Origin of the sequence: Streptomyces sp. Tu6071, from assembly GCF_000213055.1 — a bacterium.
Taxonomy (GTDB): domain Bacteria; phylum Actinomycetota; class Actinomycetes; order Streptomycetales; family Streptomycetaceae; genus Streptomyces; species Streptomyces evansiae.
The window spans coordinates 6,254,716-6,278,511 of record NZ_CM001165.1; the positions used below are offsets into that span (position 1 = coordinate 6,254,716).

General features: G+C 72.3%; 24 protein-coding genes. 16 read left to right on the forward strand and 8 right to left on the reverse strand.

Going from position 1 to position 23,796, the window contains the following annotated elements; genetic code table 11:
• Window positions 1–56: 56 nt before the first annotated feature.
• The 4 genes from STTU_RS26435 to STTU_RS26450 are packed head-to-tail and all read right to left on the reverse strand — an operon-like array spanning window position 57 to window position 4,756.
• The gene (locus tag STTU_RS26435; RefSeq protein ID WP_043256426.1) at window positions 57–1,604 is read right to left on the reverse strand and encodes a glycoside hydrolase family 3 N-terminal domain-containing protein; all 1,548 of its coding nucleotides are present in this window, start codon (window positions 1,602–1,604) and stop codon (window positions 57–59) included.
• On the reverse strand, window positions 1,601–2,476 hold the full coding sequence (locus STTU_RS26440; protein ID WP_052862425.1) for a carbohydrate ABC transporter permease: 876 nt from the start codon (window positions 2,474–2,476) through the stop codon (window positions 1,601–1,603). Before STTU_RS26440 ends, STTU_RS26435 begins: the two co-directional genes overlap by 4 nt.
• The gene (locus STTU_RS26445) at window positions 2,473–3,462 is read right to left on the reverse strand and encodes a carbohydrate ABC transporter permease (protein WP_007828551.1); all 990 of its coding nucleotides are present in this window, start codon (window positions 3,460–3,462) and stop codon (window positions 2,473–2,475) included. The genes STTU_RS26440 and STTU_RS26445 overlap by 4 nt, the downstream gene beginning before the upstream one ends.
• A 1-nt stretch (window position 3,463) precedes the next feature.
• Window positions 3,464–4,756, reverse strand: a complete 1,293-nt coding sequence (locus STTU_RS26450; RefSeq protein WP_010261413.1) for a sugar ABC transporter substrate-binding protein — start codon at window positions 4,754–4,756, stop codon at window positions 3,464–3,466.
• Between the two features lie 263 nt (window positions 4,757–5,019).
• Between STTU_RS26450 and STTU_RS26455 the strand changes: the two genes are divergently transcribed.
• Together STTU_RS26455 and STTU_RS26460 are read left to right on the forward strand one after the other, a co-directional pair.
• A complete protein-coding gene (locus STTU_RS26455) occupies window positions 5,020–5,937 on the forward strand; it encodes a MurR/RpiR family transcriptional regulator (protein WP_007828555.1) in 918 nt (305 codons plus the stop codon).
• Window positions 5,938–6,036: 99 nt separating this feature from the next.
• Window positions 6,037–7,218 carry an anhydro-N-acetylmuramic acid kinase gene (locus tag STTU_RS26460; protein ID WP_007828557.1) on the forward strand — a complete coding sequence of 394 codons (1,182 nt, stop codon included), beginning with the start codon at window positions 6,037–6,039 and terminating at the stop codon, window positions 7,216–7,218.
• Window positions 7,219–7,229: 11 nt separating this feature from the next.
• Here the strand turns inward: STTU_RS26460 and STTU_RS26465 are convergent, their stop codons facing one another.
• Together STTU_RS26465 and STTU_RS26470 are read right to left on the reverse strand one after the other, a co-directional pair.
• Window positions 7,230–7,997, reverse strand: coding sequence for an ABC transporter permease (locus STTU_RS26465; protein WP_043256431.1), 768 nt, complete (start codon window positions 7,995–7,997; stop codon window positions 7,230–7,232).
• Entirely contained in the window at window positions 7,994–8,962 is a 969-nt protein-coding gene (locus STTU_RS26470) for an ABC transporter ATP-binding protein (RefSeq protein WP_007828562.1), read from the reverse strand. Before STTU_RS26470 ends, STTU_RS26465 begins: the two co-directional genes overlap by 4 nt.
• A 277-nt stretch (window positions 8,963–9,239) precedes the next feature.
• On the opposite strand from STTU_RS26470, the gene STTU_RS26475 reads away from it, so the two are divergent.
• The 11 genes from STTU_RS26475 to STTU_RS26525 all read left to right on the forward strand — a co-directional run bounded on the left by STTU_RS26475 (window position 9,240) and on the right by STTU_RS26525 (window position 17,364).
• The gene (locus tag STTU_RS26475) at window positions 9,240–10,016 is read left to right on the forward strand and encodes a helix-turn-helix transcriptional regulator (protein WP_007828564.1); all 777 of its coding nucleotides are present in this window, start codon (window positions 9,240–9,242) and stop codon (window positions 10,014–10,016) included.
• Window positions 10,013–11,434, forward strand: a complete 1,422-nt coding sequence (gene sufB / locus STTU_RS26480; RefSeq protein ID WP_009064130.1) for a Fe-S cluster assembly protein SufB — start codon at window positions 10,013–10,015, stop codon at window positions 11,432–11,434. Before STTU_RS26475 ends, sufB begins: the two co-directional genes overlap by 4 nt.
• A 134-nt stretch (window positions 11,435–11,568) precedes the next feature.
• Window positions 11,569–12,744 carry a Fe-S cluster assembly protein SufD gene (sufD, locus tag STTU_RS26485; protein WP_009064128.1) on the forward strand — a complete coding sequence of 392 codons (1,176 nt, stop codon included), beginning with the start codon at window positions 11,569–11,571 and terminating at the stop codon, window positions 12,742–12,744.
• Entirely contained in the window at window positions 12,741–13,061 is a 321-nt protein-coding gene (locus STTU_RS26490) for a non-heme iron oxygenase ferredoxin subunit (RefSeq protein WP_009064126.1), read from the forward strand. Before sufD ends, STTU_RS26490 begins: the two co-directional genes overlap by 4 nt.
• Window positions 13,062–13,068: 7 nt before the next feature.
• Window positions 13,069–13,833 (forward strand): Fe-S cluster assembly ATPase SufC, encoded by a 765-nt coding sequence (sufC, locus tag STTU_RS26495; RefSeq protein ID WP_007828572.1) that lies wholly within the window; start codon window positions 13,069–13,071, stop codon window positions 13,831–13,833.
• Window positions 13,830–15,101: a cysteine desulfurase gene (locus STTU_RS26500; protein ID WP_010261436.1), complete on the forward strand. Its 1,272-nt coding sequence runs from the start codon at window positions 13,830–13,832 to the stop codon at window positions 15,099–15,101. The genes sufC and STTU_RS26500 overlap by 4 nt, the downstream gene beginning before the upstream one ends.
• Before the next feature lie 13 nt (window positions 15,102–15,114).
• Window positions 15,115–15,603, forward strand: a complete 489-nt coding sequence (sufU, locus tag STTU_RS26505; RefSeq protein ID WP_007828575.1) for a Fe-S cluster assembly sulfur transfer protein SufU — start codon at window positions 15,115–15,117, stop codon at window positions 15,601–15,603.
• Window positions 15,600–15,938 carry a metal-sulfur cluster assembly factor gene (locus tag STTU_RS26510; protein WP_008748606.1) on the forward strand — a complete coding sequence of 113 codons (339 nt, stop codon included), beginning with the start codon at window positions 15,600–15,602 and terminating at the stop codon, window positions 15,936–15,938. Before sufU ends, STTU_RS26510 begins: the two co-directional genes overlap by 4 nt.
• Window positions 15,939–16,057: 119 nt before the next feature.
• A complete protein-coding gene (locus STTU_RS26515) occupies window positions 16,058–16,378 on the forward strand; it encodes a DMT family transporter (RefSeq protein ID WP_009064120.1) in 321 nt (106 codons plus the stop codon).
• Window positions 16,378–16,923, forward strand: coding sequence for a TetR/AcrR family transcriptional regulator (locus STTU_RS26520; RefSeq protein ID WP_007828579.1), 546 nt, complete (start codon window positions 16,378–16,380; stop codon window positions 16,921–16,923). Before STTU_RS26515 ends, STTU_RS26520 begins: the two co-directional genes overlap by 1 nt.
• A 108-nt stretch (window positions 16,924–17,031) precedes the next feature.
• Window positions 17,032–17,364, forward strand: coding sequence for a hypothetical protein (locus STTU_RS26525; protein ID WP_043256434.1), 333 nt, complete (start codon window positions 17,032–17,034; stop codon window positions 17,362–17,364).
• 94 nt (window positions 17,365–17,458) lie between these two features.
• Here the strand turns inward: STTU_RS26525 and STTU_RS26530 are convergent, their stop codons facing one another.
• Entirely contained in the window at window positions 17,459–18,349 is an 891-nt protein-coding gene (locus tag STTU_RS26530; protein ID WP_007828583.1) for a winged helix-turn-helix transcriptional regulator, read from the reverse strand.
• A gap of 111 nt (window positions 18,350–18,460) precedes the next feature.
• On the opposite strand from STTU_RS26530, the gene dapD reads away from it, so the two are divergent.
• Window positions 18,461–19,450, forward strand: coding sequence for a 2,3,4,5-tetrahydropyridine-2,6-dicarboxylate N-succinyltransferase (dapD, locus tag STTU_RS26535; RefSeq protein WP_007828585.1), 990 nt, complete (start codon window positions 18,461–18,463; stop codon window positions 19,448–19,450).
• A gap of 126 nt (window positions 19,451–19,576) precedes the next feature.
• Window positions 19,577–19,915 (forward strand): hypothetical protein, encoded by a 339-nt coding sequence (locus STTU_RS26540; protein ID WP_007828587.1) that lies wholly within the window; start codon window positions 19,577–19,579, stop codon window positions 19,913–19,915.
• A gap of 90 nt (window positions 19,916–20,005) precedes the next feature.
• Here STTU_RS26540 and STTU_RS26545 read toward each other — a convergent pair whose 3' ends face one another.
• Complete coding sequence (locus tag STTU_RS26545; RefSeq protein WP_007828589.1) at window positions 20,006–21,844, reverse strand: endonuclease/exonuclease/phosphatase family protein; 1,839 nt, start codon at window positions 21,842–21,844, stop codon at window positions 20,006–20,008.
• Window positions 21,845–22,232: 388 nt separating this feature from the next.
• Here STTU_RS26545 and STTU_RS26550 point away from each other — a divergent pair, with 388 nt between their 5' ends.
• The gene (locus STTU_RS26550) at window positions 22,233–23,699 is read left to right on the forward strand and encodes a hypothetical protein (RefSeq protein ID WP_007828591.1); all 1,467 of its coding nucleotides are present in this window, start codon (window positions 22,233–22,235) and stop codon (window positions 23,697–23,699) included.
• The last annotated feature ends 97 nt before the right edge of the window (window positions 23,700–23,796 follow it).

Genomic DNA, 23,796 nt, shown 5'->3' on the forward strand with positions numbered 1-23,796 from the left:
GCGGTCGCTTGTGCACGGATTCACTTGGGTCGCATGTCGGGCGGGCCGGTACGTACTCACGCGCCCGTGAGCAGGTCCGCGAGGGCCTCGGCGTTGGGGCGCGCGTCGCCGTACGTGAAGACGATCCGCCGGGCGCGGGGCAGGTCGCCGGGACCGGCGGGCCAGCCGAGGCACACGACGAGCGCGTCCGGGTGGGCGTCGAGGAGCGCGTCGAGCGCCCTCGCCTGCTCGGGGTCGGCGTGCGGTGTGCCGACGAGGACCACGTCGGCGGCCTCCGGGAGAACGGGCCCGTCCGCCGTCTCCTCGGTGACGCGCCCCTCGGTCGCGGCGCCGCGCGTGAAGACCGCCGTGAGCGTCGAGCCGGGCAGGCGCGCGAGGAGGGTGTCCGCGACGTGGTCGCCGAGCCTGCCGCTCGCGATGTTGCGGCGGCGGCGCGCGTCGACGAGGCGCACGGGGCCGCGCAGGGCGCCCGCGACGTCGCCGCGCGTGCTCAGGGCCCGGCGGGCGGCGTCGGCGCTCGCCGTGTGACCGGCGGCGAGGACGGCCTCGTCGACCGGGGCGGTACGGTGCCGGGCGCTCCACGCCGCGAGGTCCCGTACGCGCGCGGCGGCCTCCTCCAGGCGGGCGCGGGGCAGGCGGCCGTCCGCGACGGCGCTGAGGATCGCGTCGAGCGCCGTGCGGAAGTCGCGCTCGCCGTCGTCGGAGTCGGCGGCGTCGCCGCCGAGCGGCATCCCCGGGTTCCCGAGGCAGACGAGGTCGACGCCCGCCGCGAGGGTGCGCACGACGCCCTCGGCGAAGCCGATGGTGCGGCTGATGGCGCGCATGTCGATCGCGTCCGAGACGACGACGCCGGTGAAGCCGAGTTCCTCGCGCAGCAGGCGCAGGACCGCCGGGCTCAGGGTCGCGGGCGCGTCGTCGAGCGCGGGGAAGACGATGTGCGCGGTCATGATCGCCTTGGCGCCCGCCGCGACGGCGGCGGCGAAGGGGACGAGTTCGCGGGCGCGCAGCGTCTCGGGGCTCACGTCGACGACCGCGAGTCCCGCGTGCGTGTCGGTCTTCGTGTCCCCGTGGCCCGGGAAGTGCTTGGCGCAGGCGGCGACGCCCTCGGCCTGCGCGGCCTCGACGAAGGCGGCGGCGTGCCGCCCGACGAGGTGCGGGTCCGCGCCGTAGGAGCGGACGCCGATGACCGGGTTGGCCGGGTCGGCGTTGACGTCCGCGACGGGGCCGAGGACGAGGTCGGCGCCGTACGCCCGTACCTCCTGTGCGATCGACCGCGCGACGGCGGCGGTCAGCGCGGGGTCGTCGGCGTGGCCGAGGCTCGCGGCCCCCGCGTGCGGGGAGCCCTCGGCGACGTGCAGGCGCGTGACGGTGCCGCCCTCCTCGTCGAGCGCGACGAGCACGTCACCGGCCGCGTGGAGGCGCGCCGCGAGGGCGGCCGTCCCCGCGCGGTCCGTGACGTTGTGCCCGAACCAGCAGACGGAGCCGAGGCCCTCGCCGATCGCGGTGAGCAGCCACGCGGGTGGCCCGCTCGTCCCCGTGCCGCCGAAGCCCGGCATGAGGACGGTGTGCGCGAGGCGGCGCACCGCCCGGTCGGCCTGTGTCACTTCACGGCTCCGGAGACGAGGCCGGAGGTCAGCCGGCGCTGGGCGAGCACGAAGACGACCATGACCGGGATCGTCACGAGCGTGGACGCGGCCATGAGGCCGCCCCAGTCGTTGGTGTTCTTGCCGAGGAACTGCTGCAGGCCCACGCCCACGGTCATCATGTTCTCGTCCGACATGAAGGTGAGCGCGAAGGTGAACTCCTCCCACGCCATGACGAAGGCGAAGGCGCTCGTCGCGATGAGCCCCGGCGTCACGAGCGGCAGCAGCACGGAGCGGAACATGCGCCACCACGAGGCGCCGTCCACGTACGCGGCCTCCTCGACCTCGACCGGGACCGCCGCGACGAAGCCGCGCAGGTTCCAGATCGCGAAGGGCAGCGAGAACGCGGTGTAGACGATCGCGAGGCCGAGGAGCGAGTTGAGCATCCTCAGGTCCTTCATCTGAAGGAACAGGGGGATGACCAGGGCCTCGGCGGGGAGCATCTGCACGACGAGGATCAGCACCATGAGCGTCGTGCGCATCCGGAAGCGGAAGCGGGCCATGGCGACCGCGCCGAGCAGGGCGAGGATGCCGGAGGCGACGACCGTGATGAGGGTGACGATCGCGGAGTTCAGCATGAAGGTGCCGAAGCCGCCGTCGCCCAGGGCCTTCGTGAAGTGCTCGAAGGTGAGGTGGGTCGGGAAGAGCGCGTCGGTGCCGGAGCTGGCGCGGCCGTTGAGGGCCGTCGAGAGCATGAACCAGACGGGGAAGAGGGTGAAGACGAGGAGCGCGACGACCGCCGCGTACTTCCCTGTCCTCGCCCAGCCGCGGCGCGGGCCCTTCGGGGTGCCCTGGGCCACGGCGGTGCGCGGGGCGGTGACAGACGCGCTCATCGCAGCTCATCCTCCTTGAACAGCATCCGCAGGTAGACCGCGGTGATCACCAGCAGGACTACGGTGAGCAGGACGGCGATCGAGGCGCCGAGCCCGTACTCGTTCTGGACGATGGCCTTCGAGTACGACCACACGCCCAGGTTGAGCACGTCGGGGTTGGTCCCGGCGCCGCCCGGCATGAGGTAGATCTGCGTGAAGACCTTGAAGTCCCAGATCGTGGAGAGGATCGTCACGACGGCGAAGGCCGGGCGCAGCACGGGGAAGGTGATGTTCCAGAAGCGCTGCCAGGCGTTCGCCCCGTCGAGCCGCCCCGCCTCGTGCAGCTCGGGCGGCACGGTGGTGAGCGCGGCGAAGAGCGTGATCGCGATGAACGGGAAGCTGTGGTGGATCACGTTCAGTTCGGCGATCGCGTAGAACGAGAGCCGTTCGGTGAACCAGTTGAAGCCCTCGGGGCCGATGATCCCCACGTCCTGGAGCACGCGGCGGACGATCCCGGAGTCCGGGTCGAAGATCCACACCCACACGTAGGTGCCGGTCACGGCGGGCATCGCCCAGGCGACGAGCGAGGAGCCGATGACGACGCCGCGCAGCTTGGGTCCGAGGTTCTGGAGCAGCAGCGCGACGAGCGTGCCGATGACGATCGTGCCGAGCACCGCGAAGACGGCGAAGAGGACGGTGTTGGGCAGGACCGTCTTCCACAGGTACGAACCGCCGAGGACCTCGCGGTAGTTGTCGAGGCCGACGAAGCGGGGCCTGCCGGAGATGATCTCCTTGAGCCCGTACGTCTGGAAGGACAGGTACACGACCCGGATGATCGGGTAGAGCAGCAGGACCGCGATGACGAGCAGCGGGGCCGCGAGCAGCAGCCAGGGGCGCAGCCGCTTCACGAGCTGCGGCCTGCGCGGCGCGGGCGGGCGCGCGCCCGGCAGCTCCGCCGCGGGGGCGGGGTCTGCCGGACGCGCGTCCGGGAGGGCGACGTTCCCCACGTCACTTCTCCTGAAGCGTCTTGGTGACGGAGTCGGACGCGGTCTTCGCGGCCTTGTCGACCGAGGTGCCCGTCAGGATGGACTGGACCATCTGCGGGATGGTCTTGTTGCCCTCGACGGTGCCCCAGCCCGGGGCGCTCGGCGGGGTCTTGCCCGCCTTGAGCATCGTCTCGGCGAAGGGCTTGACGAGCGGGTCGGTGCTCTCGGCGAAGGGCTTGAGCGCCGAGTTGGTGCTCGGGAAGTAGCCGGCCTGGTCGGCCCAGTCCTTGGCGAGTTGGCTCGTCGTCATCATGTTGACGAACTGCCAGGCGAGGTCCTGGTTCTTGCTCGTCTTGAGGATGGCGAGGTTGGAGCCGCCGAGGACGGCCGGGTTGATGCCGCCGTCCTTGCCCGGGATCGGGAAGGCGCCGATCTTCTCCTTGAGCGAGGGGTCGCCCGCGATCGCCGTCTTCGGGGTCCAGTTGCCCTGGATCACCATGGCCGACTTGCCCTTGACGAAGGAGTCGAGGACGTCGGTCTCGCGCCAGGTGGTGGCGCCGACGCTGGAGGACTTGTCCTTGAGCGCGAGGCCCGTGTAGAAGTCCAGGCCCGCCTTCGACTCCTTCGAGTCGATGGTGCCGGTCCACTTGCCGCCCTGCTCGGTGGCCAGCTCGCCGCCCGCGCCCCACACGAAGGGGATCGTGGCGTACGCCGCGTCGCCCGCGACGGGCAGCGGCATGAGCTTCGGCTCCTCCTTCTTCAGCGTCTTGACGGTCTGCTCCAGCTCGTCCCAGTTCTTCGGGACCGACAGCTTGTGCTTCTCGAAGACGTCCTTGCGGTAGATGATCGAGCGCACGCCCGCGTACCAGCCGACGCCGTACTGCTTGCCGTTGTACGTGGCCGATGCCTTCAGGGCGGGGACGAGGTCCTTGCCGAGGCCGGACTTGTCGAGCTTCGCCGTGACGTCGGTGAGACCGCCCGCGGCGGCGAACTCGGGGGTCCACGTCGTGCCGATCTCGGACACGTCGGGGCCGTCGCCGGAGGCGAAGGCGCGGACCAGGCGGTCGTGGGCGTCGGCCCACTGGATCTCCTGGATCTTGAGGCTCGCGCCCGTGCGCTTCTTGAACTCCTTCTTCGCGGCGGCGTAGAAGGTCGAGGCGTCCGGGTTGGTGCCCTTCATGACCCACCAGGTCAGCGTCTTGCCGCCCTTGGAGTCCGAGGAGGAGCCGCCGGAGCTTCCGTCGTTCCCGCAGGCGGTCAGCACCAGGGCGGAGGCGGCGAGGGCGGCGACGCCTGCCGTGCGTATGAGTCTCATCGAGGTGTGTCTCCCTTGACGCGGCGAGAGGGCGGGCTCTGGCGGAAGCCGGTGAGGACGGGCTGCCTCGGGCACGGGGAAGCCCCCCGAAACCGGGCGTGCCCGGGGGCTGCCCTCTCGAACGACCGCATATGAGCTGCGGTGATGCGCCAAGTATGGAGAGAGGTAACGAGCGCGTCAATAAGTAACAGTGGATGTGATGCGAGCGTTAGTTTTTGACATGGAGGCGGTTACGCTGACCCCTCAGCCACCAGGAGGAATCCATGAGCGAACGGCCTCCGCACGCCCCGGAGTCCGCCGAGCAGGCGGGGCGGGCAGCGGACGTACTGGTACGTATCCGGGCGGCCGTGCCGACGCTCCAGCCCGCCGAACAGCGCGTCGCCGCCGCGGTCCTGGACGATCCCGCCGCCGCCGCGCGCATGTCCTCGACGAACCTCGCGGGCCAGGCGCGCACCTCCGTCACGACCGTCATGCGCTTCTGCCGCGCCATCGGGCTGCGCAACTACCCCCAGCTCCGGATCGCGCTCGCCTCGGCCGCCGCGCGCGAGGACGTGCGCAACAAGGACTCGCAGTGGGCGACGAAGGGCGACATCAGCGAGGAGGACTCGCTCGCCCAGGTCGTCGACAAGATCATCTACAACGAGTCGGGGACCCTGGAGGACACCAGGGCGCAGCTCGACCTCGACGTCCTCGCGCGGGCCGTGGACGCGGTGGCGGCGGCGCGGCGCATCGACATCTTCGGGCTCGGGGCGAGCGGCTTCGTCGGCGGCGACCTCCACCAGAAGCTGCACCGCATCGGGCACATGGCCTTCGTCTGGACGGACGGCCATGCGGCGCTCACCGCGAGCGCGCTGCTCGGCGAGGGGGACGTGGCGATCGGGATCTCGCACACCGGGTCCACCGTCGACACGCTGGAGCCCTTGCAGGCGGCGGGGGAGCGGGGGGCGACGACGATCGCGCTGACGAACTTCGCGCGGTCGCCCATGGCGGAGTGCGCGGACCTGGTGCTCACCACCGCGGTGCGCGAGATGCCGTTCCGGTCGGGGGCGACCGCCTCGCGGATAGCGCAACTCGCGGTGGTGGACTGCCTCTTCGTGGGGGTGGCGCAGAAGTCGTACGCGGAGTCGACGGCGGCGCTGGCACGGACGTACGGAGCGGTGAGGCATTTGCGGGGGCGGTGAACCCCGCGGCGGTGGGCTCCCTTCGGAGGCTCCGCCCCAGACCCCCGCTCCCGCTCCTCCGGCGCCGGAGGAGCCGCGAAAACATCTGCCGGAGGAAACATGATCGTCGTGGGGCTTATGTCGGGGACCTCCATGGACGGGCTCGACGTCGCTGTCGCCGACCTGTCGCTCGACGGGGAGGGGACCGTGACGCTCGTGCCTCTCGCCGCCGAGGAGCATCCGTGGCCGGAGGAGACGCGGGCGCGGCTGCTGGGTGTGCTGCCTCCGGCCCGGGTCTCGCTGGGGGATGTGTGTGAAGTCGACACGCTGGTGGGGCGCGAGAGCGCGCGCGTCGTCCGGGAGATCGTGCGGCGGTACGGGGGCGACCTCGTCGGCTCGCACGGCCAGACCGTCTTCCACTCGGTGAGCCCGCAGGGCCGGGCGCTCGGGACGCTCCAGCTCGGGCAGCCCGCGTGGATCGCCGAGGAGACCGGGCTGCCCGTCGTCTCCGACATCCGCGCGCGGGACATCGCGGCCGGAGGCCAGGGCGCCCCGCTCGCGAGCACGCTCGACGCGCTGTGGCTCGCGGCCGGGCCGGGCACGAAGCGCGTCGCGCTCAACCTCGGCGGCATCGCCAACGTCACCGTGGTCGGGGCCCCCGGCGAACCGGTGACCGCCTTCGACACGGGCCCGGCGAACTGCCTGCTCGACGCGGCGGCCGTGCGGCTGAGCGGGGGTCGGCTCGCGAGCGACATCGACGGCCGCATGGCGCGCGCCGGCGCGGTCCGTACGGATCTGCTCGGGCGGCTGCGCGAGGAGCCGTACTACCGGCTGCCCGCGCCGAAGTCGACCGGGCGCGAGCTCTTCACGACGGAGTACGTGGCGGAACGCCTCGCCGGGCTGCCCGAGGTCGCCCCCGACGACCTGATGGCGACGCTCACGGAACTCACCGCGGTGACGGTCGCCGACGCGGTGCGCCCCTACGCGCCCACCGAGGTCGTCGCCTCCGGCGGCGGCGTGCGCAACCCGGCCCTCCTGGACCGGCTCCGCGCGCACCTCGCGCCCGCGACGCTGACCACGAGCGACACGTACGGCCTGCCCGCGGGGGACAAGGAGGCGTACCTCATGACGCTCCTCGCCTTCCTGAGCTGGCACCAGATCCCGGGCGTGGCCCCCGGCGCGACCGGTTCGACGCAACCGCGCGTCCTCGGCCGCCTCTCACCCGGCACGGGCCCGCTGCGCTTGCCGGAGCCGGGCGTGGCGCCGAAGCGGCTCGTGGTGCTCGCGCCCCCCGCCGCCTGAGCGTTCCGGCCTCACTCCCAGCGGAAGAAGCGCCCCGCCGCGCCGAGCCCCAGCACCGTCCACACCGCCAGCACGACCAGGTCCTTCGCGGGCATTCCCGCGCCGTGCTGGAGGACCTCGCGCAGGCCGTCCGAGAGGGCCGTGATGGGGAGGAGTTCGAGGACGGAGCGGACCGCGCCGGGGAACTTGTCGAGCGGGACGATCACACCGCCCGCGACGAGCAGGAGGAGGAAGACCAGGTTCGCCGCCGCGAGCGTCGCCTCCGCCTTCAAGGTGCCCGCCATCAGCAGGCCGAGGCCGGAGAAGGCCGCCGTGCCGAGGAGCAGGAGCAGCACCACCCAGACCGGGTTGCCGTGCGGGGACCAGCCGAGCGCGAGGGCGATGACGGTCAGGAGGGCGACCTGGAGGACCTCGGTGACCAGGACCGACAGCGTCTTCGCCGTCATGAGGGCCCAGCGCGGCAGCGGCGAGGCGGCGAGCCGCTTGAGCACCCCGTACCTGCGCTCGAAGCCCGTCGCGATCGCCTGACCCGTGAAGGCCGTGGACATGACCGCGAGCGCGAGGACACCGGGCGCGAGGAAGTCGACGCGCTCGCCGTCGCCCGTGTCCACGACGTCGACGGCGGAGAAGAGGACGAGCAGCAGCGCGGGGATGATCACGGTGAGCAGCAGTTGCTCGCCGTTGCGCAGGAGCATTCTCGTCTCCAGGCCCGCCTGCGCCGCGATCATCCGCCCGACGGGGGCGGCGCCCGGCCGCGGTGCGTACGTACCGGCGCTCATGCGCGCAGCTCCTTACCGGTCAGTTCGAGGAAGACGTCCTCCAGCGTGTGCCGCTCCACGGCGATGCCCTCCGGCATGACGCCGTTCTGCGCGCACCACGAGGTGACGGTCGCGAGGAGCTGCGGGTCGACGGTGCCGCCGACGCGGTACGTGCCCGGGGCCAGCTCCACGGCGTCACTGCCCGGCGGCAGCGCCTTGACCAGCGAGGACACATCGAGCCCCGGCCGTCCGTCGAAGCGCAGCGTGTTCTCGGCGCCGCCCCGGCACAGCTCCTCGGGGCTGCCCTGCGCGACGACCTTGCCGCCGTCGACGATCGCGACCTCGTCGGCGAGCTGCTCGGCCTCCTCCATGTGGTGCGTCGTGAGGATCACCGAGACGCCGTCCGCGCGCAGCTCGCGCACGAGGTCCCACGTCGCGTGACGGGCCTGCGGGTCGAGCCCGGCGGTCGGCTCGTCGAGGAAGACCAGCTCGGGCCGGCCCACCACGGCCATCGCGAGCGCGAGGCGCTGCTGCTGCCCGCCGGAGAGCCGCCGGTAGCTCGTCCGGCCGCACGAGGCGAGACCGAGGCGCTCGACGAGCGCGGGCACGTCGAGCGGCCGCGCGTGCAGCTTCGCCATGTGCCGCAGCATCTCCTCGGCGCGCGCGCCCGAGTAGACACCGCCCGACTGGAGCATCACGCCGATCCGGGGACGCAGGCGGGCGGCGTCCGCCACCGGGTCGAGCCCGAGGACGCGGACCCGTCCCCCGTCGGGGCGCCGGTAGCCCTCGCACGTCTCGATCGTCGTCGTCTTGCCCGCCCCGTTCGGCCCGAGCACGGCTGTGATGCCGGGGCCCGCGACGAGGTCGAGCCCGTCCACGGCGGTCTTCGTCCCGTACCGCTTCACCAGTGCCTCGATCCGGAGTACGGGGGCCGCCGGGTCGGGTCCTGACGAGGGGCGGGGGATGCCCGGCTTGTCACTGCGCATGGGCGAAGTCTAGAAAGCCGCCGGGCGGGAGCGGCGCGCGGGGGCACGCCCGAGCGAAACGGGCAAAGCGGTTGCGTCGTGATCAATTCGTGCCCGAGGGGACGCCAGGGGTGGCAAGGGGGCGGCGCGTGCCGGCATACCCTTGCTGAGCTGCGCTTTTCCGCTCGCCCCGGGCTCGTACGCGCGCCTGATTAGGTCACCCTAAGTGATCGAGGCCACCACGGGCCCCTGACCAGCTCGCTTGTCCGGGCCCGAGGAATTACGCAACAATGGCGTTGTGAAATACGAGGGTGAGGTCTCCGACGCCGCGACCGGCGAGCGCTCCACGCGCAACCGCGTCGTGCGCTCGATCCTGCACCACGGCCCCTCGACCGTCGCCGAGCTGGCCGAACGCCTCGGGCTCACCCAGGCCGCCGTCCGCCGGCATCTCGACGCCCTCCTCGCCGACACCGTCGTCGAGGCCCGCGCCCGCCGCGTCTACGGGGCCCGCGGCCGGGGCCGCCCCGCCAAGGTCTTCGCGCTCACCGACTGCGGGCGCGACGCCCTGGACCAGTCCTACGACCAGCTCGCCGCCGAGGCCCTGCGCTTCATCGCCGCGCAGGGCGGCGAGAGCGCCGTCGCCGCCTTCGCCCGCTCCCGTATCGAGGCCCAGTGCGAGGGGTACCGGGACGAGATCGAGGCCGCCGAGCCCGCCGAGCGGGCTCAGGTCCTCGCCAGGGCGCTGAGCGCCGACGGGTACGCTGCCACGGCGCGCGAGGCGCCCGGCCAGGGGCAGGGCGAGCAGCTCTGCCAGCACCACTGCCCGGTGGCGCACGTGGCGGGGCAGTTCCCGCAGCTGTGCGAGGCGGAGACCGAGTACTTCTCGCAGCTCCTCGGCACGCACGTGCAGCGGCTCGCCACCATCGCCCACGGGGACGGGGTCTGCACGACCTTCATCCCGCGCGGCAAGGCGCCACCGCCCGGACCCGGGGAGCCCCCGCTCCCCGCGCGGCCCGAGGACACCACCACGACCACCCACACATCAGCAAGCACGGCCGGGAGGAACCCCGCATGACTCTCCCCACGGAGACTGCCCACCCCGAACTGGAGGGCCTGGGTAAGTACGAGTACGGCTGGGCCGACTCCGACGTCGCGGGCGCGAGTGCCCGGCGTGGCCTGAACGAGGACGTCGTCCGGGACATCTCCGCCAAGAAGAACGAGCCGGAGTGGATGACCAAGCTCCGTCTCAAGGGCCTGAAGCTCTTCGAGAAGAAGCCCATGCCGAACTGGGGCTCCGACCTCTCCGGCATCGACTTCGAGAACATCAAGTACTTCGTGCGGTCCACGGAGAAGCAGGCGGAGTCCTGGGAGGACCTGCCCGAGGACATCAAGAACACGTACGACAAGCTCGGCATCCCCGAGGCGGAGAAGCAGCGCCTCGTCGCGGGCGTCGCCGCGCAGTACGAGTCCGAGGTCGTCTACCACCAGATCCGCGAGGACCTGGAGGAGCAGGGCGTCATCTTCCTCGACACCGACACCGCGCTCAAGGAGCACCCGGACCTCTTCAAGGAGTACTTCGGGACCGTCATCCCCGTCGGTGACAACAAGTTCGCCTCGCTCAACTCGGCCGTGTGGTCGGGCGGCTCCTTCATCTACGTGCCGAAGGGCGTGCACGTCGAGATCCCGCTCCAGGCGTACTTCCGGATCAACACCGAGAACATGGGCCAGTTCGAGCGGACGCTGATCATCGTCGACGAGGACGCCTACGTCCACTACGTCGAGGGCTGCACCGCGCCGATCTACAAGTCGGACTCGCTGCACTCCGCGGTCGTCGAGATCATCGTGAAGAAGGGCGCCCGCTGCCGCTACACGACGATCCAGAACTGGTCGAACAACGTCTACAACCTCGTCACCAAGCGTGCCGTGGCCTACGAGGGCGCGACCATGGAGTGGGTCGACGGCAACATCGGCTCCAAGGTCACGATGAAGTACCCGGCCGTCTACCTCATGGGCGAGCACGCCAAGGGCGAGACGCTGTCCATCGCCTTCGCGGGCGAGGGCCAGCACCAGGACGCGGGCGCCAAGATGGTCCACATGGCCCCGAACACCTCCTCGAACATCGTCTCCAAGTCGGTGGCGCGCGGCGGTGGCCGCACCTCCTACCGCGGCCTCATCGAGGTCGGCGAGGGCGCCTCTGGCTCGAAGTCGAACGTGCTGTGCGACGCGCTGCTCGTCGACACCATCTCGCGCTCCGACACCTACCCCTACGTGGACGTCCGCGAGGACGACGTGTCCATGGGCCACGAGGCGACCGTCTCCAAGGTCTCCGACGACCAGCTCTTCTACCTCATGAGCCGCGGACTCACCGAGTTCGAGGCCATGGCGATGATCGTGCGCGGCTTCGTCGAGCCGATCGCCAAGGAGCTGCCCATGGAGTACGCGCTCGAACTCAACCGGCTGATCGAGCTCCAGATGGAGGGCGCGGTCGGCTGACGCCGGCCCCCGCCCGGGGGCGGTACGGGTACGGGCCCCCGGGCCACGTCCCGTCCGCCCGGCCCCGTGCCGCCCCCGGACCCCTTCTCCGTACCCCCGTCCCCTGATCGCAGGAAGAGAGCACAACGACAGCCATGGCTGAGAGCATTCCGGTGGGGTCCACCACCGCCGGCCAGATCGCGGTGGCCGCCGAGTCGACCGTCGCCACCCGGATGAGCGCCCCGCCGTCCTTCGACGTGGCGGACTTCCCGGTGCCGCACGGCCGCGAGGAGGAGTGGCGCTTCACGCCGCTCGCGCGGCTGCGCGGCCTCCACGACGGCACCGCGAAGGCGGACGGCCGCGTGGAGATCGAGGTGAGCCTGCCCGCCGGGGTCACCCAGGAGACCGTGGACCGCGAGGACCCGCGCGTCGGCAAGGGCGGCACCCCCGTGGACCGCGTCGCCGCGCAGGCGTTCAGCGCCTTCGAGAAGGCCAACGTCATCACGGTGCCCAAGGAGGCCCGCCCCGCCGAGCCGATCCGCATCGCGGTACGCGGCCACGGCGGCGTCGCCTACGGGCACCAGGTCGTCGAGCTGGGCGCCTTCGCCGAGGCCGTCGTCGTGCTCGACCACACCGGGGACGCGGTCCTCGCCGCCAACGTCGACTACCTCCTCGGCGACGGCGCGAAGCTCACCGTCGTCTCCGTGCAGGACTGGGGCACCGAGACCGTCCACGTCGGCCAGCACAACGCGCTGATCGGCCGCGACGCCTCCTTCAAGTCCGTCGTCGTCACCTTCGGCGGCGACCTCGTGCGCCTGCACCCCCGCGTGAGCTACACCGCCCCCGGCGGCGAGGCCGAACTGCTCGGCCTGTACTTCACCGACAAGGGCCAGCACCACGAGCACCGCCTCTTCGTCGACCACAACGCCCCGCACTGCACCTCGAACGTGAGCTACAAGGGCGCGCTCCAGGGCGAGGGCGCCCACGCCGTGTGGATCGGCGACGTCCTCATCGAGGCCGCCGCCGAGGGCACCGACACCTACGAGATGAACCGCAACCTCGTCCTCACCGACGGGGCCCGCGTCGACTCGGTGCCGAACCTGGAGATCGAGACCGGCGAGATCGTCGGCGCCGGACACGCCTCGACCACCGGGCGCTTCGACGACGAGCAGCTCTTCTACCTCATGGCGCGCGGTATCGCCGAGGAGGACGCCCGCCGTCTCGTCGTGCGCGGCTTCTTCGCCGAACTCGTCCAGCAGATCGGGCTGCCCGACGTCGAGGAGCGCCTCCTCGCGAAGATCGGCGAGGAGCTGGAAGGAGCGGTCGGATGACCGCCTTCCAGCGCGCCTGCGGCCTCGCCGAACTCGACGAGGACACCCCGAAGCGCGTCGAGCTCGACGGCACCCCCGTCGCCGTCGTCCGCACCGGGGGCGAGGTGTTCGCGATCAACGACATCTGCTCGCACGCGAACGTCTCGCTCTCCGAGGGCGAGGTCGAGGACTGCCAGATCGAGTGCTGGCTGCACGGCTCGGCCTTCGACCTGCGCACCGGGAAGCCCTCCGGGCTGCCCGCCACGCGACCCGTCCCCGTTTACCCCGTACAGATCGATGGGGACGACGTGCTCGTCTCCCTCTCCCAGGAGTCCTGAAGCACCCATGGCTACGCTTGAAATCCGCGACCTGCACGTCACCGTCGAGGCGGACAACGCCACGAAGGAGATCCTCAAGGGCGTCGACCTGACCGTGAGGCAGGGCGAGACGCACGCCATCATGGGCCCCAACGGCTCCGGCAAGTCCACGCTCGCCTACTCGCTCGCCGGGCACCCCAAGTACACGATCACGGGCGGCACCGTGACGCTCGACGGCGAGGACGTCCTCGACATGACCGTCGACGAGCGCGCCCGCGCCGGCGTCTTCCTCGCCATGCAGTACCCGGTCGAGGTCCCCGGCGTCTCCGTCTCCAACTTCCTGCGCACCTCGGCGACCGCCGTGCGCGGCGAGGCCCCCAAGCTGCGCACCTGGGTGAAGGAGGTCAAGGAGGCCATGGAGCGTCTCCACATGGACCCCGCCTTCGCTGAGCGCAACGTCAACGAGGGCTTCTCCGGCGGCGAGAAGAAGCGCCACGAGATCCTCCAGCTCGAACTGCTCAAGCCGAGGATCGCGATCCTCGACGAGACCGACTCCGGGCTCGACGTCGACGCGCTGCGCATCGTCTCCGAGGGCGTCAACCGCGTCCGCGAGTCCGGCGAGGTCGGCACCCTGCTGATCACGCACTACACGCGCATCCTGCGCTACATCAAGCCCGACTTCGTCCACGTCTTCGTCAACGGCCGCGTCGCCGAGTCCGGCGGCCCCGAGCTGGCCGACAAGCTGGAGAACGAGGGCTACGAGTCCTACGTGAAGGGTGGCGTATCCGCGTGACTGACCCCCACAAGGGGCTGACCGGTCTGCTCGACACCGAGGCGATCCGCAAGGACTTCCCGATCCTCGACCGCCGGGTGCACGACGGCAAGGCCCTCGTGTACCTCGACAACGCGGCCACCTCGCAGACGCCGCGCCAGGTCATCGACACCCTCAGTGAGTACTACGAGCGCTACAACGCCAATGTCCACCGCGGCGTGCACGTGCTCGCCGAGGAGGCCACGGCGCTCTACGAGGGCGCGCGGGACAAGGTCGCGGAGTTCGTCAACGCGCCGAGCCGCGACGAGGTGATCTTCACCAAGAACGCCTCGGAGTCGCTCAACCTCGTCGCGAACATGCTCGGCTGGGCCGAGGAGCCCTACCGCGTCGACCGCGAGACCGAGATCGTCATCACGGAGATGGAGCACCACTCCAACATCGTGCCCTGGCAGCTGCTCTCGCAGCGCACGGGCGCGAAGCTGAAGTGGTTCGGTCTCGACCCCGCCGACGGCACCCTCGACCTGTCGAACATCGAGGAGGTCATCACGGAGAAGACGAAGATCGTCTCCTTCGTGCTCGTCTCCAACATCCTCGGCACGCACAACCCGGTCGAGCAGATCGTGCGCCGCGCCCACGAGGTCGGCGCGCTCGTGCTCATCGACGCCTCGCAGGCCGCGCCGCACATGCCGCTCGACGTGCAGGCGCTGCAGGCGGACTTCGTCGCCTTCACCGGGCACAAGATGTGCGGCCCGACGGGCATCGGCGTGCTGTGGGGCCGGCAGGAACTCCTGGAGGACCTGCCGCCCTTCCTCGGCGGCGGCGAGATGATCGAGACGGTCTCGATGCACTCCTCGACGTACGCGCCCGCCCCGCACAAGTTCGAGGCGGGCACCCCGCCGATCGCGCAGGCCGTCGGGCTCGGCGCGGCGGTGGACTACCTCACCTCGATCGGCATGGAGAAGATCGCCGCGCACGAGAAGGCGATCACCGAGTACGCGGTGCGCCGCCTCATGGAGGTCCCCGACCTGCGCATCATCGGCCCCACCACGGCCGAGGAGCGCGGCTCCGCGATCTCCTTCACGCTCGGCGACATCCACCCGCACGACGTGGGCCAGGTGCTCGACGAGCAGGGGATCGCGGTCCGGGTCGGACACCACTGCGCCCGGCCGGTGTGCCTCAGGTACGGAATTCCCGCGACCACGCGCGCGTCTTTCTATCTGTACTCCACGCCCGCCGAGGTCGACGCCCTGGTGGACGGCCTGGAGCACGTCCGCAACTTCTTCGGATGAGGGACGAGAGCCGGTGAAGCTGGATTCCATGTACCAGGACGTCATCCTGGACCACTACAAGCACCCGCACGGGCGGGGCCTGCGTCCGGGCGACGCCGAGGTGCACCACGTCAACCCGACGTGCGGCGACGAGATCACGCTGCGCGTCCGGTACGAGGGCTCCCGGATCGCCGACGTGAGCTACGAGGGCCAGGGCTGTTCGATCAGCCAGGCCAGCGCCTCGGTCCTCAACGACCTTCTGGTCGGCAAGGACGTGGAGGAGGCGCGGCACATCCAGGGCACCTTCCTGGAACTCATGCAGTCCAAGGGGAGGATCGAGCCCGACGACGCGATGGAGGAGGTGCTGGAGGACGCGGTGGCCTTCGCCGGGGTCTCCAAGTACCCCGCGCGCGTCAAGTGCGCGCTCCTGAGCTGGATGGCCTGGAAGGACGCGACCGCGCAGGCGCTGGGCGACATCGAGGCGCCCGCGTCCGCTGAGCCCGTTGAGAGGAAGACGGCATGAGCGAGAACGAGACGGCGACGCTGAGCCCCGCCTCCGAGGAGGAGGTCCGCGAGGCCCTCATGGACGTCGTCGACCCCGAACTCGGGATCGACGTGGTCAACCTGGGCCTCATCTACGGGCTCCACATCGACGAGTCCAACGTCGCCACCGTGGACATGACGCTGACCTCGGCGGCGTGCCCGCTCACCGACGTCATCGAGGACCAGGCCAGGTCCGCGACCGAGGGCATCGTGAGCGAGCTGCGCATCAACTGGGTGTGGATGCCGCCGTGGGGCCCGGACAAGATCACGGACGACGGCCGTGAGCAGCTGCGCGCGCTGGGCTTCAACGTCTGAGCCACCCCGGACCGCGTGACGTCCGGGCAGAAGGGCCTCCGCCGGGTGCGGGGGCCCTTTCGCATGGGCGCCCGAGGACATGTGTACACCCGTACGCAACGATGCGTACCCTCGTACACATGGGATATCTGCTGCTGACCGGGGCGATCCTCTCCGAGGTCACCGCCACCACCGCCATGAAGTACAGCGAGGGCTTCACCCGGCTGTGGCCCTCGCTGCTCACCGCAGGCGGCTACGTCGTCTGCTTCGCCCTGCTCGCGCAGACCCTCAAGACCCTTGAGGTCGGCACCGCCTACGCCATCTGGGCCGGAGCGGGCACCGCGCTGATCGCCCTCATCGGCATGATGTTCCTCGGCGAGTCCGTCACCCCCGTACGGCTCGCCGGGATAGCCCTCGTCATCGGCGGGGTCGTCCTGCTCAACCTGGGAGGAGCCCACTGATGGCAGCCGCGCGGCGCTACGACCCCGACCGCAGGCAGCGGATCATCGACGCGGCGATCCGCGTCGTCGGCCGCTCGGGCATCGCCGGGCTCTCGCACCGCTCCGCCGCCGCCGAGGCCGATGTCCCGCTCGGCTCCACCACGTACCACTTCGCGACGCTCGACGACCTGCTCGTGGCCGCGCTGCGCCAGGTCAACGAGAACTTCGCGCGGCTCGTACGGGACCTGGGCGTCCTCCGGGCCCCGCCCGCCGGGCTCGCCGCCGCGCTCGCGGGCGCGATGGGCGCGTGGCTCGCGGCGGACCGGGCGCACGCCGAGCTGGAGTACGAGCTGTACCTCGCCGCCGTGCGCAAGCCGGTGCTGCGCCCGGTCGCCGCCGAGTGGAGCCGGGCCCTGGAGGAACCGCTCGCCGCGCGCACGGACCCGGCGACGGCCCGCGCCGTCGTCGCGCTCATGGACGGGCTGTGCCTCCAGGTGCTGCTGACCGACAGCCCGTACGACGAGGAGTACGCGCGGGAGATGCTGGGGCGCGTCCTGCGGGAGTGAGGCCCGGCGCCGGCGCGTCCCCGGTGCCGGGTCGGCGCGATCGGCTGCGGGGGAGCGGGGGGCGCCGTACGGTACCGGGATGATCGCTTGTGTGTGCGAGGAAGGCCCGTGCCCGTGAAACTGCTCGGCCCGCTGATCCTGCTGCTGGTCGTGGTGCTGCTCGTGGTCCTCGCCGTCGCGCGCCGGCCGCGCGCGTGGGCGCGGCGGTGGCTGCTTCCGGTGCTCGCGGCGCTGCTCGTCCTCTACTTCGTGGGGCGCGCGGTCGCCGAACTCGTCATGATCGGGTGGGGGGACCCGGAGAGCTACGCGAAGGACTGGGGCGGCCCGCACCTCGCCGGGGTCCTCGCCGTGCACTGCGGCCCCGGCGTGCTCGCGCTCGCGGGCGCGGCCTGGTGGTGGCGCACACGGCGGCGGCCGTCCGGGGCGCCGGACCGGGCCTGAGCCGTCGGCGGCCACCCCGCGCTCAGCCGTTCACCAGCCCGCCCGCTCGCCAGCCCGCCCGCTTACCGCCCCGCCCGTTCACCGCCCCGCCCGCTCAGCCGTCCGTCCGCTCCCGTACCGCCGCGAGCGCCGCCTCCACGCTCGCCACCACGTCCGGGACCGGGTACCAGACCTCGCGGACGACCCGCTCGCTGTCCACGAGCAGCGTCAGGCGCTTGAGGCGGCGGGTGCCCGCGGTGCTGAAGGTGGGCAGGCGCAGGGCCGCCGCGAGCTCGCCCGCCGCGTCCGACAGGAGCGGGAACGGGAGGCGTTCCCCGGCCGCGAAGGCCCGCTGCTCGTCGGGGCGTTGCGTCGAGACGCCCCGTACCGCCGTGCCCCGCTCCACGAAGGCCGGCCACTCGTCGCGGTACGTGCACGATTCGAGCGTGCAGCCGCGCGCGCCCGGGATCTCCGCCCAGCCCGGCGGGTACGCGGCGGGGTCCGCGAAGGCGGCGGGGAAGAAGTAGAGGACCGTGAACTCCGCGTCGTCCGCGACCGGATCGAGCACCGTGCCCGTCGCGTCGGGCAGCAGCAGCCGGGGCAGCACCGCCCCGCGCAGCCCGTGCACGCGCTCCGCCTCGCGCGATTCCCCGTCAGCCGTCGCCATCGTCTCCCCCTCGCCGAGCACCCATGTGTCGCCCCAGTCCTGGAGCGCGAGCAGTACGGGCAGCAGCGCGCGCCCGCGCGCCGTGAGCCGGTACTCGTGGCGCGGCGGGTGCTCCTGGTACGGGACCTTCTCCAGGACCCCCGCCCCGGTCAGCAGCCGCAGCCGCTCGGCGAGCACCTTGCGCGAGAGGCCGAGGCCCGCGCGCAGGTCCTCGAAGCGGTGCGCGCCGCGCGCCACGTCCCGTACGAGCAGCAGCGTCCACGCGTCGCCGACGACGCCGAGCGCCTGCGCCATCGCGCAGTTCTCGTCCTCGGGACCGCCCCGGACCGGCACGGGCACCCACCTCCCCACCTGCTGAGTTCCTTTGGGGAACGTACCACGGGGGCCGTGGGGGACGCGCGCCGTGAGACCGGTTGGCCTCGCGGGTGGCCCGACCGTTAAGTTGCCCTCATGACCGACACGACTGCTCCTCGCGCCACCGGCGCCGTCGCCGCCGGGCTCGCGACCCTCGCGAGCGACGGTTCCGTACTCGACACCTGGTTCCCGGCGCCCGAACGGGGCGCGGACCCCGGCCCGGCGGGGACCGAGCGCCTCGACGCCGAGCGCGCCGCCGCCCTCCTCGGCCCGGACGTGGCCGGCGCGCTCGGCACGGACCCGGTGCGCGGCACGACGACCGTCGCGGTCCGCACGGTCATCTCCTCGCTCGACGACAAGCCGCTCGACACGCACGACGTCTACCTGCGGCTCCACCTGCTCTCGCACCGCCTCGTCCAGCCGCACGGCCAGAACCTCGACGGCATGTTCGGCCTGCTCCCGAACGTCGCGTGGACCTCGCTCGGCCCGGTCGCCGTGCCCGAGCTGGAGGCGGTACGGCTGCGGGCCCGCGCCGCGGGCAAGCACCTCGCGGTGACCTCGGTGGACAAGTTCCCGCGCATGACCGACTACGTGGCGCCCGCCGGGGTCCGCATCGGCGACGCGGACCGGGTCCGCCTCGGCGCGCACCTCGCGGCGGGCACGACCGTCATGCACGAGGGCTTCGTCAACTTCAACGCGGGCACGCTCGGCACCTCGATGGTCGAGGGCCGCGTCTCGGCGGGCGTCGTCATCGGCGACGGCTCCGACGTCGGCGGCGGCGCGTCCACGATGGGCACCCTCTCGGGCGGCGGCAGCGTCCGCATCACGGTCGGCGAGCACTGCCTCATCGGCGCCGAGGCGGGCATCGGCATCGCGCTCGGCGACCACTGCGTCGTCGAGGCGGGCCTCTACCTGACCGCCGGTACCCGCGTGACCCTCCCGGACGGCGAGATCGTCAAGGCCCGCGAACTCTCCGGCTCCTCGCACATCCTCTTCCGCCGCAACTCGGTCACGGGCGCGGTCGAGGCCCGCCCGAACAACGCGGTGTGGGGCGGCCTGAACGACATCCTGCACGCGCACAACTGACGCCGGCCGCTCCGCCGCCGCCCACGGGACCGCCCGGGGCGGTGGTGTCGCGTTCCCGCCCGCGCGGCGCTCGCGGGGCGAGCGGTTCGCCGGGTGCGCGCGGGCCGGACGGGGCAGCATGACGGCATGACAGGAAAAGCGCCGGGAAAGGCGCACTACTCGATGGCCTCGAAGGACTCGCTGCTCTCCCTCGCCTCGGAGGGCTCCGTGCTGTCGATCGGCTCGGTCGGCTCGGTCCTGTCGATCGGGTCGGTGGGCTCCGTGCTCTCGGTCGGCTCCGTGGGCTCCGCGCTCAGCGGGCTGTCGTTCGGGTCCGCGCTCTCGGCCTGCTCGGGGCTCTCGCTGCTCTCGGTGGGGTCGTTCGGCTCGCTGCGGACGAACGGGGCGGTGTTCAACCGGCGGGCGGGCGCCGCGGTCGCCGCGCTCGCGGTGGCGGGGCTCCTGGCCGCGCGGGCGCGGCGCTGACCCGAGGGGGTACGGGCGCCCCGCCCCCGTACCCGCGGCGCTCACCCGAGGGGGTACGGGCGCGCCCCGCCCCCGTACCCCCTCCGCCCGTCAGGGCCGGAAGCGCAGGAGCTGCGGGTCGTGGTCGCTGTTCTGCTGGGCGAACTCGGCGTTGATGTGGACGCTGTCGTAGGTGAAGGACTTGACGCCCTTGCTCACCAGGATCTGGTCCAGGACCTGGCTGTTGCCCTGGTAGACGTAGGTGTAGCGCTCGTCGGAGGGCAGTTGCGCGATGCCGGAGCGCAGGACGTTCCCCTTCGTCAGCGTCTTCGTCGTGTCGGAGAACTCGAAGTCGTTGAGGTCGCCGAGGACGACGACGCGGGCCTTCTTGTCGAGCGCCGTGAGCTGGCGGACGAAGGCGTTGACCGAGGCGGCCTGCGCGTGGCGCTGCGTCTCCGAGCCGCGCACGGGCGGCTGCTGCGCGGCCGTCAGGGGCTGGTCGCCGCCTTTGGAGTTGAAGTGGTTGGCGACGACGAAGACCGTCTCGCCGCGGAAGACGAACTCGCCCGCGAGCGGCTTGCGGCTGTCCTGCCACGCCGGGTTCGCCGGGTCCACGCGGCCCGGTGAGGCCGCGAGCGCCGGGGCCCCGTCGCGCTCGACGACGGCCGTCGCCGTCGTCGCGTCGCCGCCCGCGCGGTCGGTGAAGGAGACGCGGTCCGGGTTGTAGAGGAAGACCTGCCGGATGTTGCCGCCCGGCTCGCCGCCGTCCTTGTCGTTCTCCGGGTCGATGCCGCGCCACGCGTAGCGCGGGCCGCCCGCCGCGACGATCGCGTCGGTGAACTTCTTCAGCGTCTGCTCCGCCGAGACCGTCCCGTCGTCCTTCGCGCCGTTGTCGTCCTGCACCTCCTCGATCGAGACGATGTCGGGCGAGGCGAGGTGCGTGACGACGCCGTCGGCGAGCGCGTCGAACTTCTCCTGCGGGTCGGTGGGGTCGAGGTTCTCGACGTTGTACGTGGCGACGGACAGCTCGTCGTCCGCGCCGGGCTTCGCCGACTCCCGTACGAGGCCGCCGTCCCGCACCTTCCCGATCGTCGTGGCCGCGATCGTGTAGCCGCCGTACTGGTTGAAGTCCATCGGGCCCTCGGTCGTGCCCGCGAGGGTGTCGCCCACGTTCGCGACGGGGAAGGGCTGCTGCGCGACGGGCGCGAGCTGCTGGACCTGGAGGCGCCCGCCGTTCTGCGCGTCGTAGGCGTGGTACAGCGTCCCGCCGCGCTCCGTCGTGTTCTCGTGCGGCTTCACCGTGACCCACAGCTCGCTGTACGGGTCCGTCGCGCCGACGACGCGCGAGGAGCCGATGCGGACGTTCATGCCCTCCAGGGACTCGTAGTAGTCGGTCGCGAACTTCGTGGGGCGCAGCCTGAGGCCGTTGACGTACCCGTTGTCGCTCGCCCTGCCCCTGGGCGTGAACGCGTCCGGGACGGTGTCGGCCGAGATCACGACGGGGGCGGGGACCTCGTTGCCCGAGGAGACGACGGTGACGGACGGCTTCTCGATCTCGGTGACGGCCTGGTTGCCCGAAGCCGCGCCGCCCGGCACGTACTCGACGACATCGCCGTCGACCCGTACCGCGTCGCCCACCGCGACCTTCGGCACCGAGGAGGTGAAGACGAAGACGCCCTCGCTCGTCGCCGGGTTGTGGTCCGGCTTCGTCTCCTGGAACCAGAAGCCGCGCGAACCGTAGGCGCGCACGCCCGTCACGACGCCGCTCACGCCGGTGACGTGCTGCCCGGTGTACGGCGAGACGCGGGTCGTGCCCTGGATGGTGTGGATGCTCGGGCCGTCGGCGGGGGCGGCGGACGCGGGGGCGGTGAGCAGCATGCCGGCCGCCAGCGCGGTCACGGTGGCGGAGGCCACGGTGAGCGCCGTGTGACGGCGGGAGGGAACGGGCATGGGGCGCGACTCCAGGTCTGAGGGCGGCCCTCGGGGGAAGGCCGTGAAGGTGGATGCGTACCGCGAGTTCTACGCGCGTCAATGTCCGTCCTGGGCAGGGGAGTTGTCAAGGTCGCTCCGGTGGCGCGGGAGCGAAGCGGAGGTGAAGGGTGAGGGGCGCGCGCGGGGGTGCGCACGGGCGCGCTCACGGGGCGGGGAGGCGGTGTGGGGGAGGGGCGCGGGAGAGGGCGCGGCGGGTGTGCGCGGGAGGTCGCGGCGGGTGTGCGTGCGAGCGTGGGGCGGGTGTGCGTACGGGGCCGGGGGGCCGGCTGTGCGGGGCTGCCACCCCGGGGCGCCGGGCCGTCTAGGCTGAGGGGCGCTGTTCCGTACGTCCGAGGAGAATCCGCCGATGCCCGCACTTCCCCCCGCGCTGCCCCCGGCCCGCCTGGAGTCCGAGCCGCGGCTCGCACGGGCCGCGCTGGCCGCCCCGGTCCTCGCCCGCGCGGTACGCCTGGCCCGCTGGGCGAACCCGGACACCCGGGTCGGCGCGGGCGGCGAACTCGTCGACGAGCAACTGCCCGAAGCGGTCAAGGAGCTGGGCCTCTCCGGGCCCGACGCGGAGGCCGAGGCGAGCGAGGCGTGGCGGGTCGCCGTCGACACCGGTCTCGTGGAGGTGAGCGACCCGGAGGAGGACGGCGAGGAGTACGGGAGCGCCGCGCCGGGCGAGGACCTCGCGCAGCTCACCTCGGGCAGTCCGCAGGACGCGCTCGGCCTGTGGCTCGGCGCGCTCGACACGCTCCTCGCCGACGCGAGCATTCCCGACATCGAGGACCTGGACGAGCTGACCGGCGCCCTGGAGGGCGGCGGCACCGTCGACTTCGACGCGCTCGGCTGGGACCCCGAGGAGGAGGCCGGGTTCGTCGACCAGGCGCTCCTGAGCCTCTACCTCCTCACCGTCTCCGAGGGCGGCTCCACGGACACCCCCGTGCCGCTCCCCGCGCTCGCCGCCGCGATGGTCGTGCCCGACGACATGCCCGAGCCGAGCGACGCGATCCTGGAGCAGGTCTCCGAGACGATGGTCCGTCTCGACGCGAAGTTCCGGCTCCTCGAACCCTCCGGGCTGCTGGTCTACACGCCGCTCGACGAGGCGCTGCTCGTGGAGGCCGACGCGGGGGAGCCCGTCGAGATCGAGGACGAGGACGTCTCGCGGTACGGGCTCGTGCACTACACGCCGCTCGGCCTGTACGGCATCCGCGAGCGCCTCGTCAAGGCCGGGCTCGAAGCCCCGGTCGTCGGCGACCTCGCCGAGGCGGGCGCGGACGTGCTGCTCGCCGGGATCGCCGAGTACCCGGCGCCCTCGGTGCGCGCCGAGCTGGAGGGCTGGCTCGCGCGCCGCGAGCCCGTCGCGGCGGCGGGGGACCTGCTCGCGGCGGCGAAGGGCGAGGACGCGGAGGGCCCGGTGCGCAGGCTGCGCGCGCAGGAGGCACTGGAACTCCTCGGCGCGGGTGCCGAACCGGCCGTACGGGCCGTGCTCGACGACCCCGAACTCGGCGGCCTCGCCCGTGTGTGGCTCTCCGAACGCGGACTGCCCGACGTCCCGCCGCCCCCGGCGGACCTCGTCTTCTGGCTCACCGTCGACACGGTCGCCGCGCAGCTCGCCGTCGAGGGCGAGTCGGCGGAACTCCAGGCCCTCGTGGCCGGTCTCGCCGCCCAGCACAGCGGCTTCTTCGAAGCCGCGTGGCGCGTCAAGCACCCCGCGACGGCGGAGGTCCTGGAGGCGATGGGCCGCCTCCACCCCGACAAGCGCACGGCGAAGGAGGCCCGCAAGGCGGCCTTCAAGGCGAGGTCGGCGGCGGGCACGGGCCCGGGGGAGTGACCGCCGCCGGGGAGCGGCACGCGTTCCCGTACGACGCCCGGACGACCGCCCGCCGCTGACCCGGTGCCTCGGGGATGCGGGCGGCGTCCCTAGGATC

Bases quoted from the DNA above. Each gene is read 5' to 3' on its own strand.
- STTU_RS26440 (WP_052862425.1), bottom strand. From the start codon at position 2,476: ATGAGCGCGTCTGTCACCGCCCCGCGCACCGCCGTGGCCCAGGGCACC.
- STTU_RS26450 (WP_010261413.1), bottom strand. From the start codon at position 4,756: ATGAGACTCATACGCACGGCAGGCGTCGCCGCCCTCGCCGCCTCCGCC.
- STTU_RS26455 (WP_007828555.1), top strand. From the start codon at position 5,020: ATGAGCGAACGGCCTCCGCACGCCCCGGAGTCCGCCGAGCAGGCGGGG.
- STTU_RS26460 (WP_007828557.1), top strand. From the start codon at position 6,037: ATGATCGTCGTGGGGCTTATGTCGGGGACCTCCATGGACGGGCTCGAC.
- STTU_RS26465 (WP_043256431.1), bottom strand. From the start codon at position 7,997: ATGAGCGCCGGTACGTACGCACCGCGGCCGGGCGCCGCCCCCGTCGGG.
- STTU_RS26470 (WP_007828562.1), bottom strand. From the start codon at position 8,962: ATGCGCAGTGACAAGCCGGGCATCCCCCGCCCCTCGTCAGGACCCGAC.
- sufB (WP_009064130.1), top strand. From the start codon at position 10,013: ATGACTCTCCCCACGGAGACTGCCCACCCCGAACTGGAGGGCCTGGGT.
- sufD (WP_009064128.1), top strand. From the start codon at position 11,569: ATGGCTGAGAGCATTCCGGTGGGGTCCACCACCGCCGGCCAGATCGCG.
- STTU_RS26490 (WP_009064126.1), top strand. From the start codon at position 12,741: ATGACCGCCTTCCAGCGCGCCTGCGGCCTCGCCGAACTCGACGAGGAC.
- sufC (WP_007828572.1), top strand. From the start codon at position 13,069: ATGGCTACGCTTGAAATCCGCGACCTGCACGTCACCGTCGAGGCGGAC.
- STTU_RS26510 (WP_008748606.1), top strand. From the start codon at position 15,600: ATGAGCGAGAACGAGACGGCGACGCTGAGCCCCGCCTCCGAGGAGGAG.
- STTU_RS26515 (WP_009064120.1), top strand. From the start codon at position 16,058: ATGGGATATCTGCTGCTGACCGGGGCGATCCTCTCCGAGGTCACCGCC.
- STTU_RS26520 (WP_007828579.1), top strand. From the start codon at position 16,378: ATGGCAGCCGCGCGGCGCTACGACCCCGACCGCAGGCAGCGGATCATC.
- dapD (WP_007828585.1), top strand. From the start codon at position 18,461: ATGACCGACACGACTGCTCCTCGCGCCACCGGCGCCGTCGCCGCCGGG.
- STTU_RS26540 (WP_007828587.1), top strand. From the start codon at position 19,577: ATGACAGGAAAAGCGCCGGGAAAGGCGCACTACTCGATGGCCTCGAAG.
- STTU_RS26545 (WP_007828589.1), bottom strand. From the start codon at position 21,844: ATGCCCGTTCCCTCCCGCCGTCACACGGCGCTCACCGTGGCCTCCGCC.
- STTU_RS26550 (WP_007828591.1), top strand. From the start codon at position 22,233: ATGCCCGCACTTCCCCCCGCGCTGCCCCCGGCCCGCCTGGAGTCCGAG.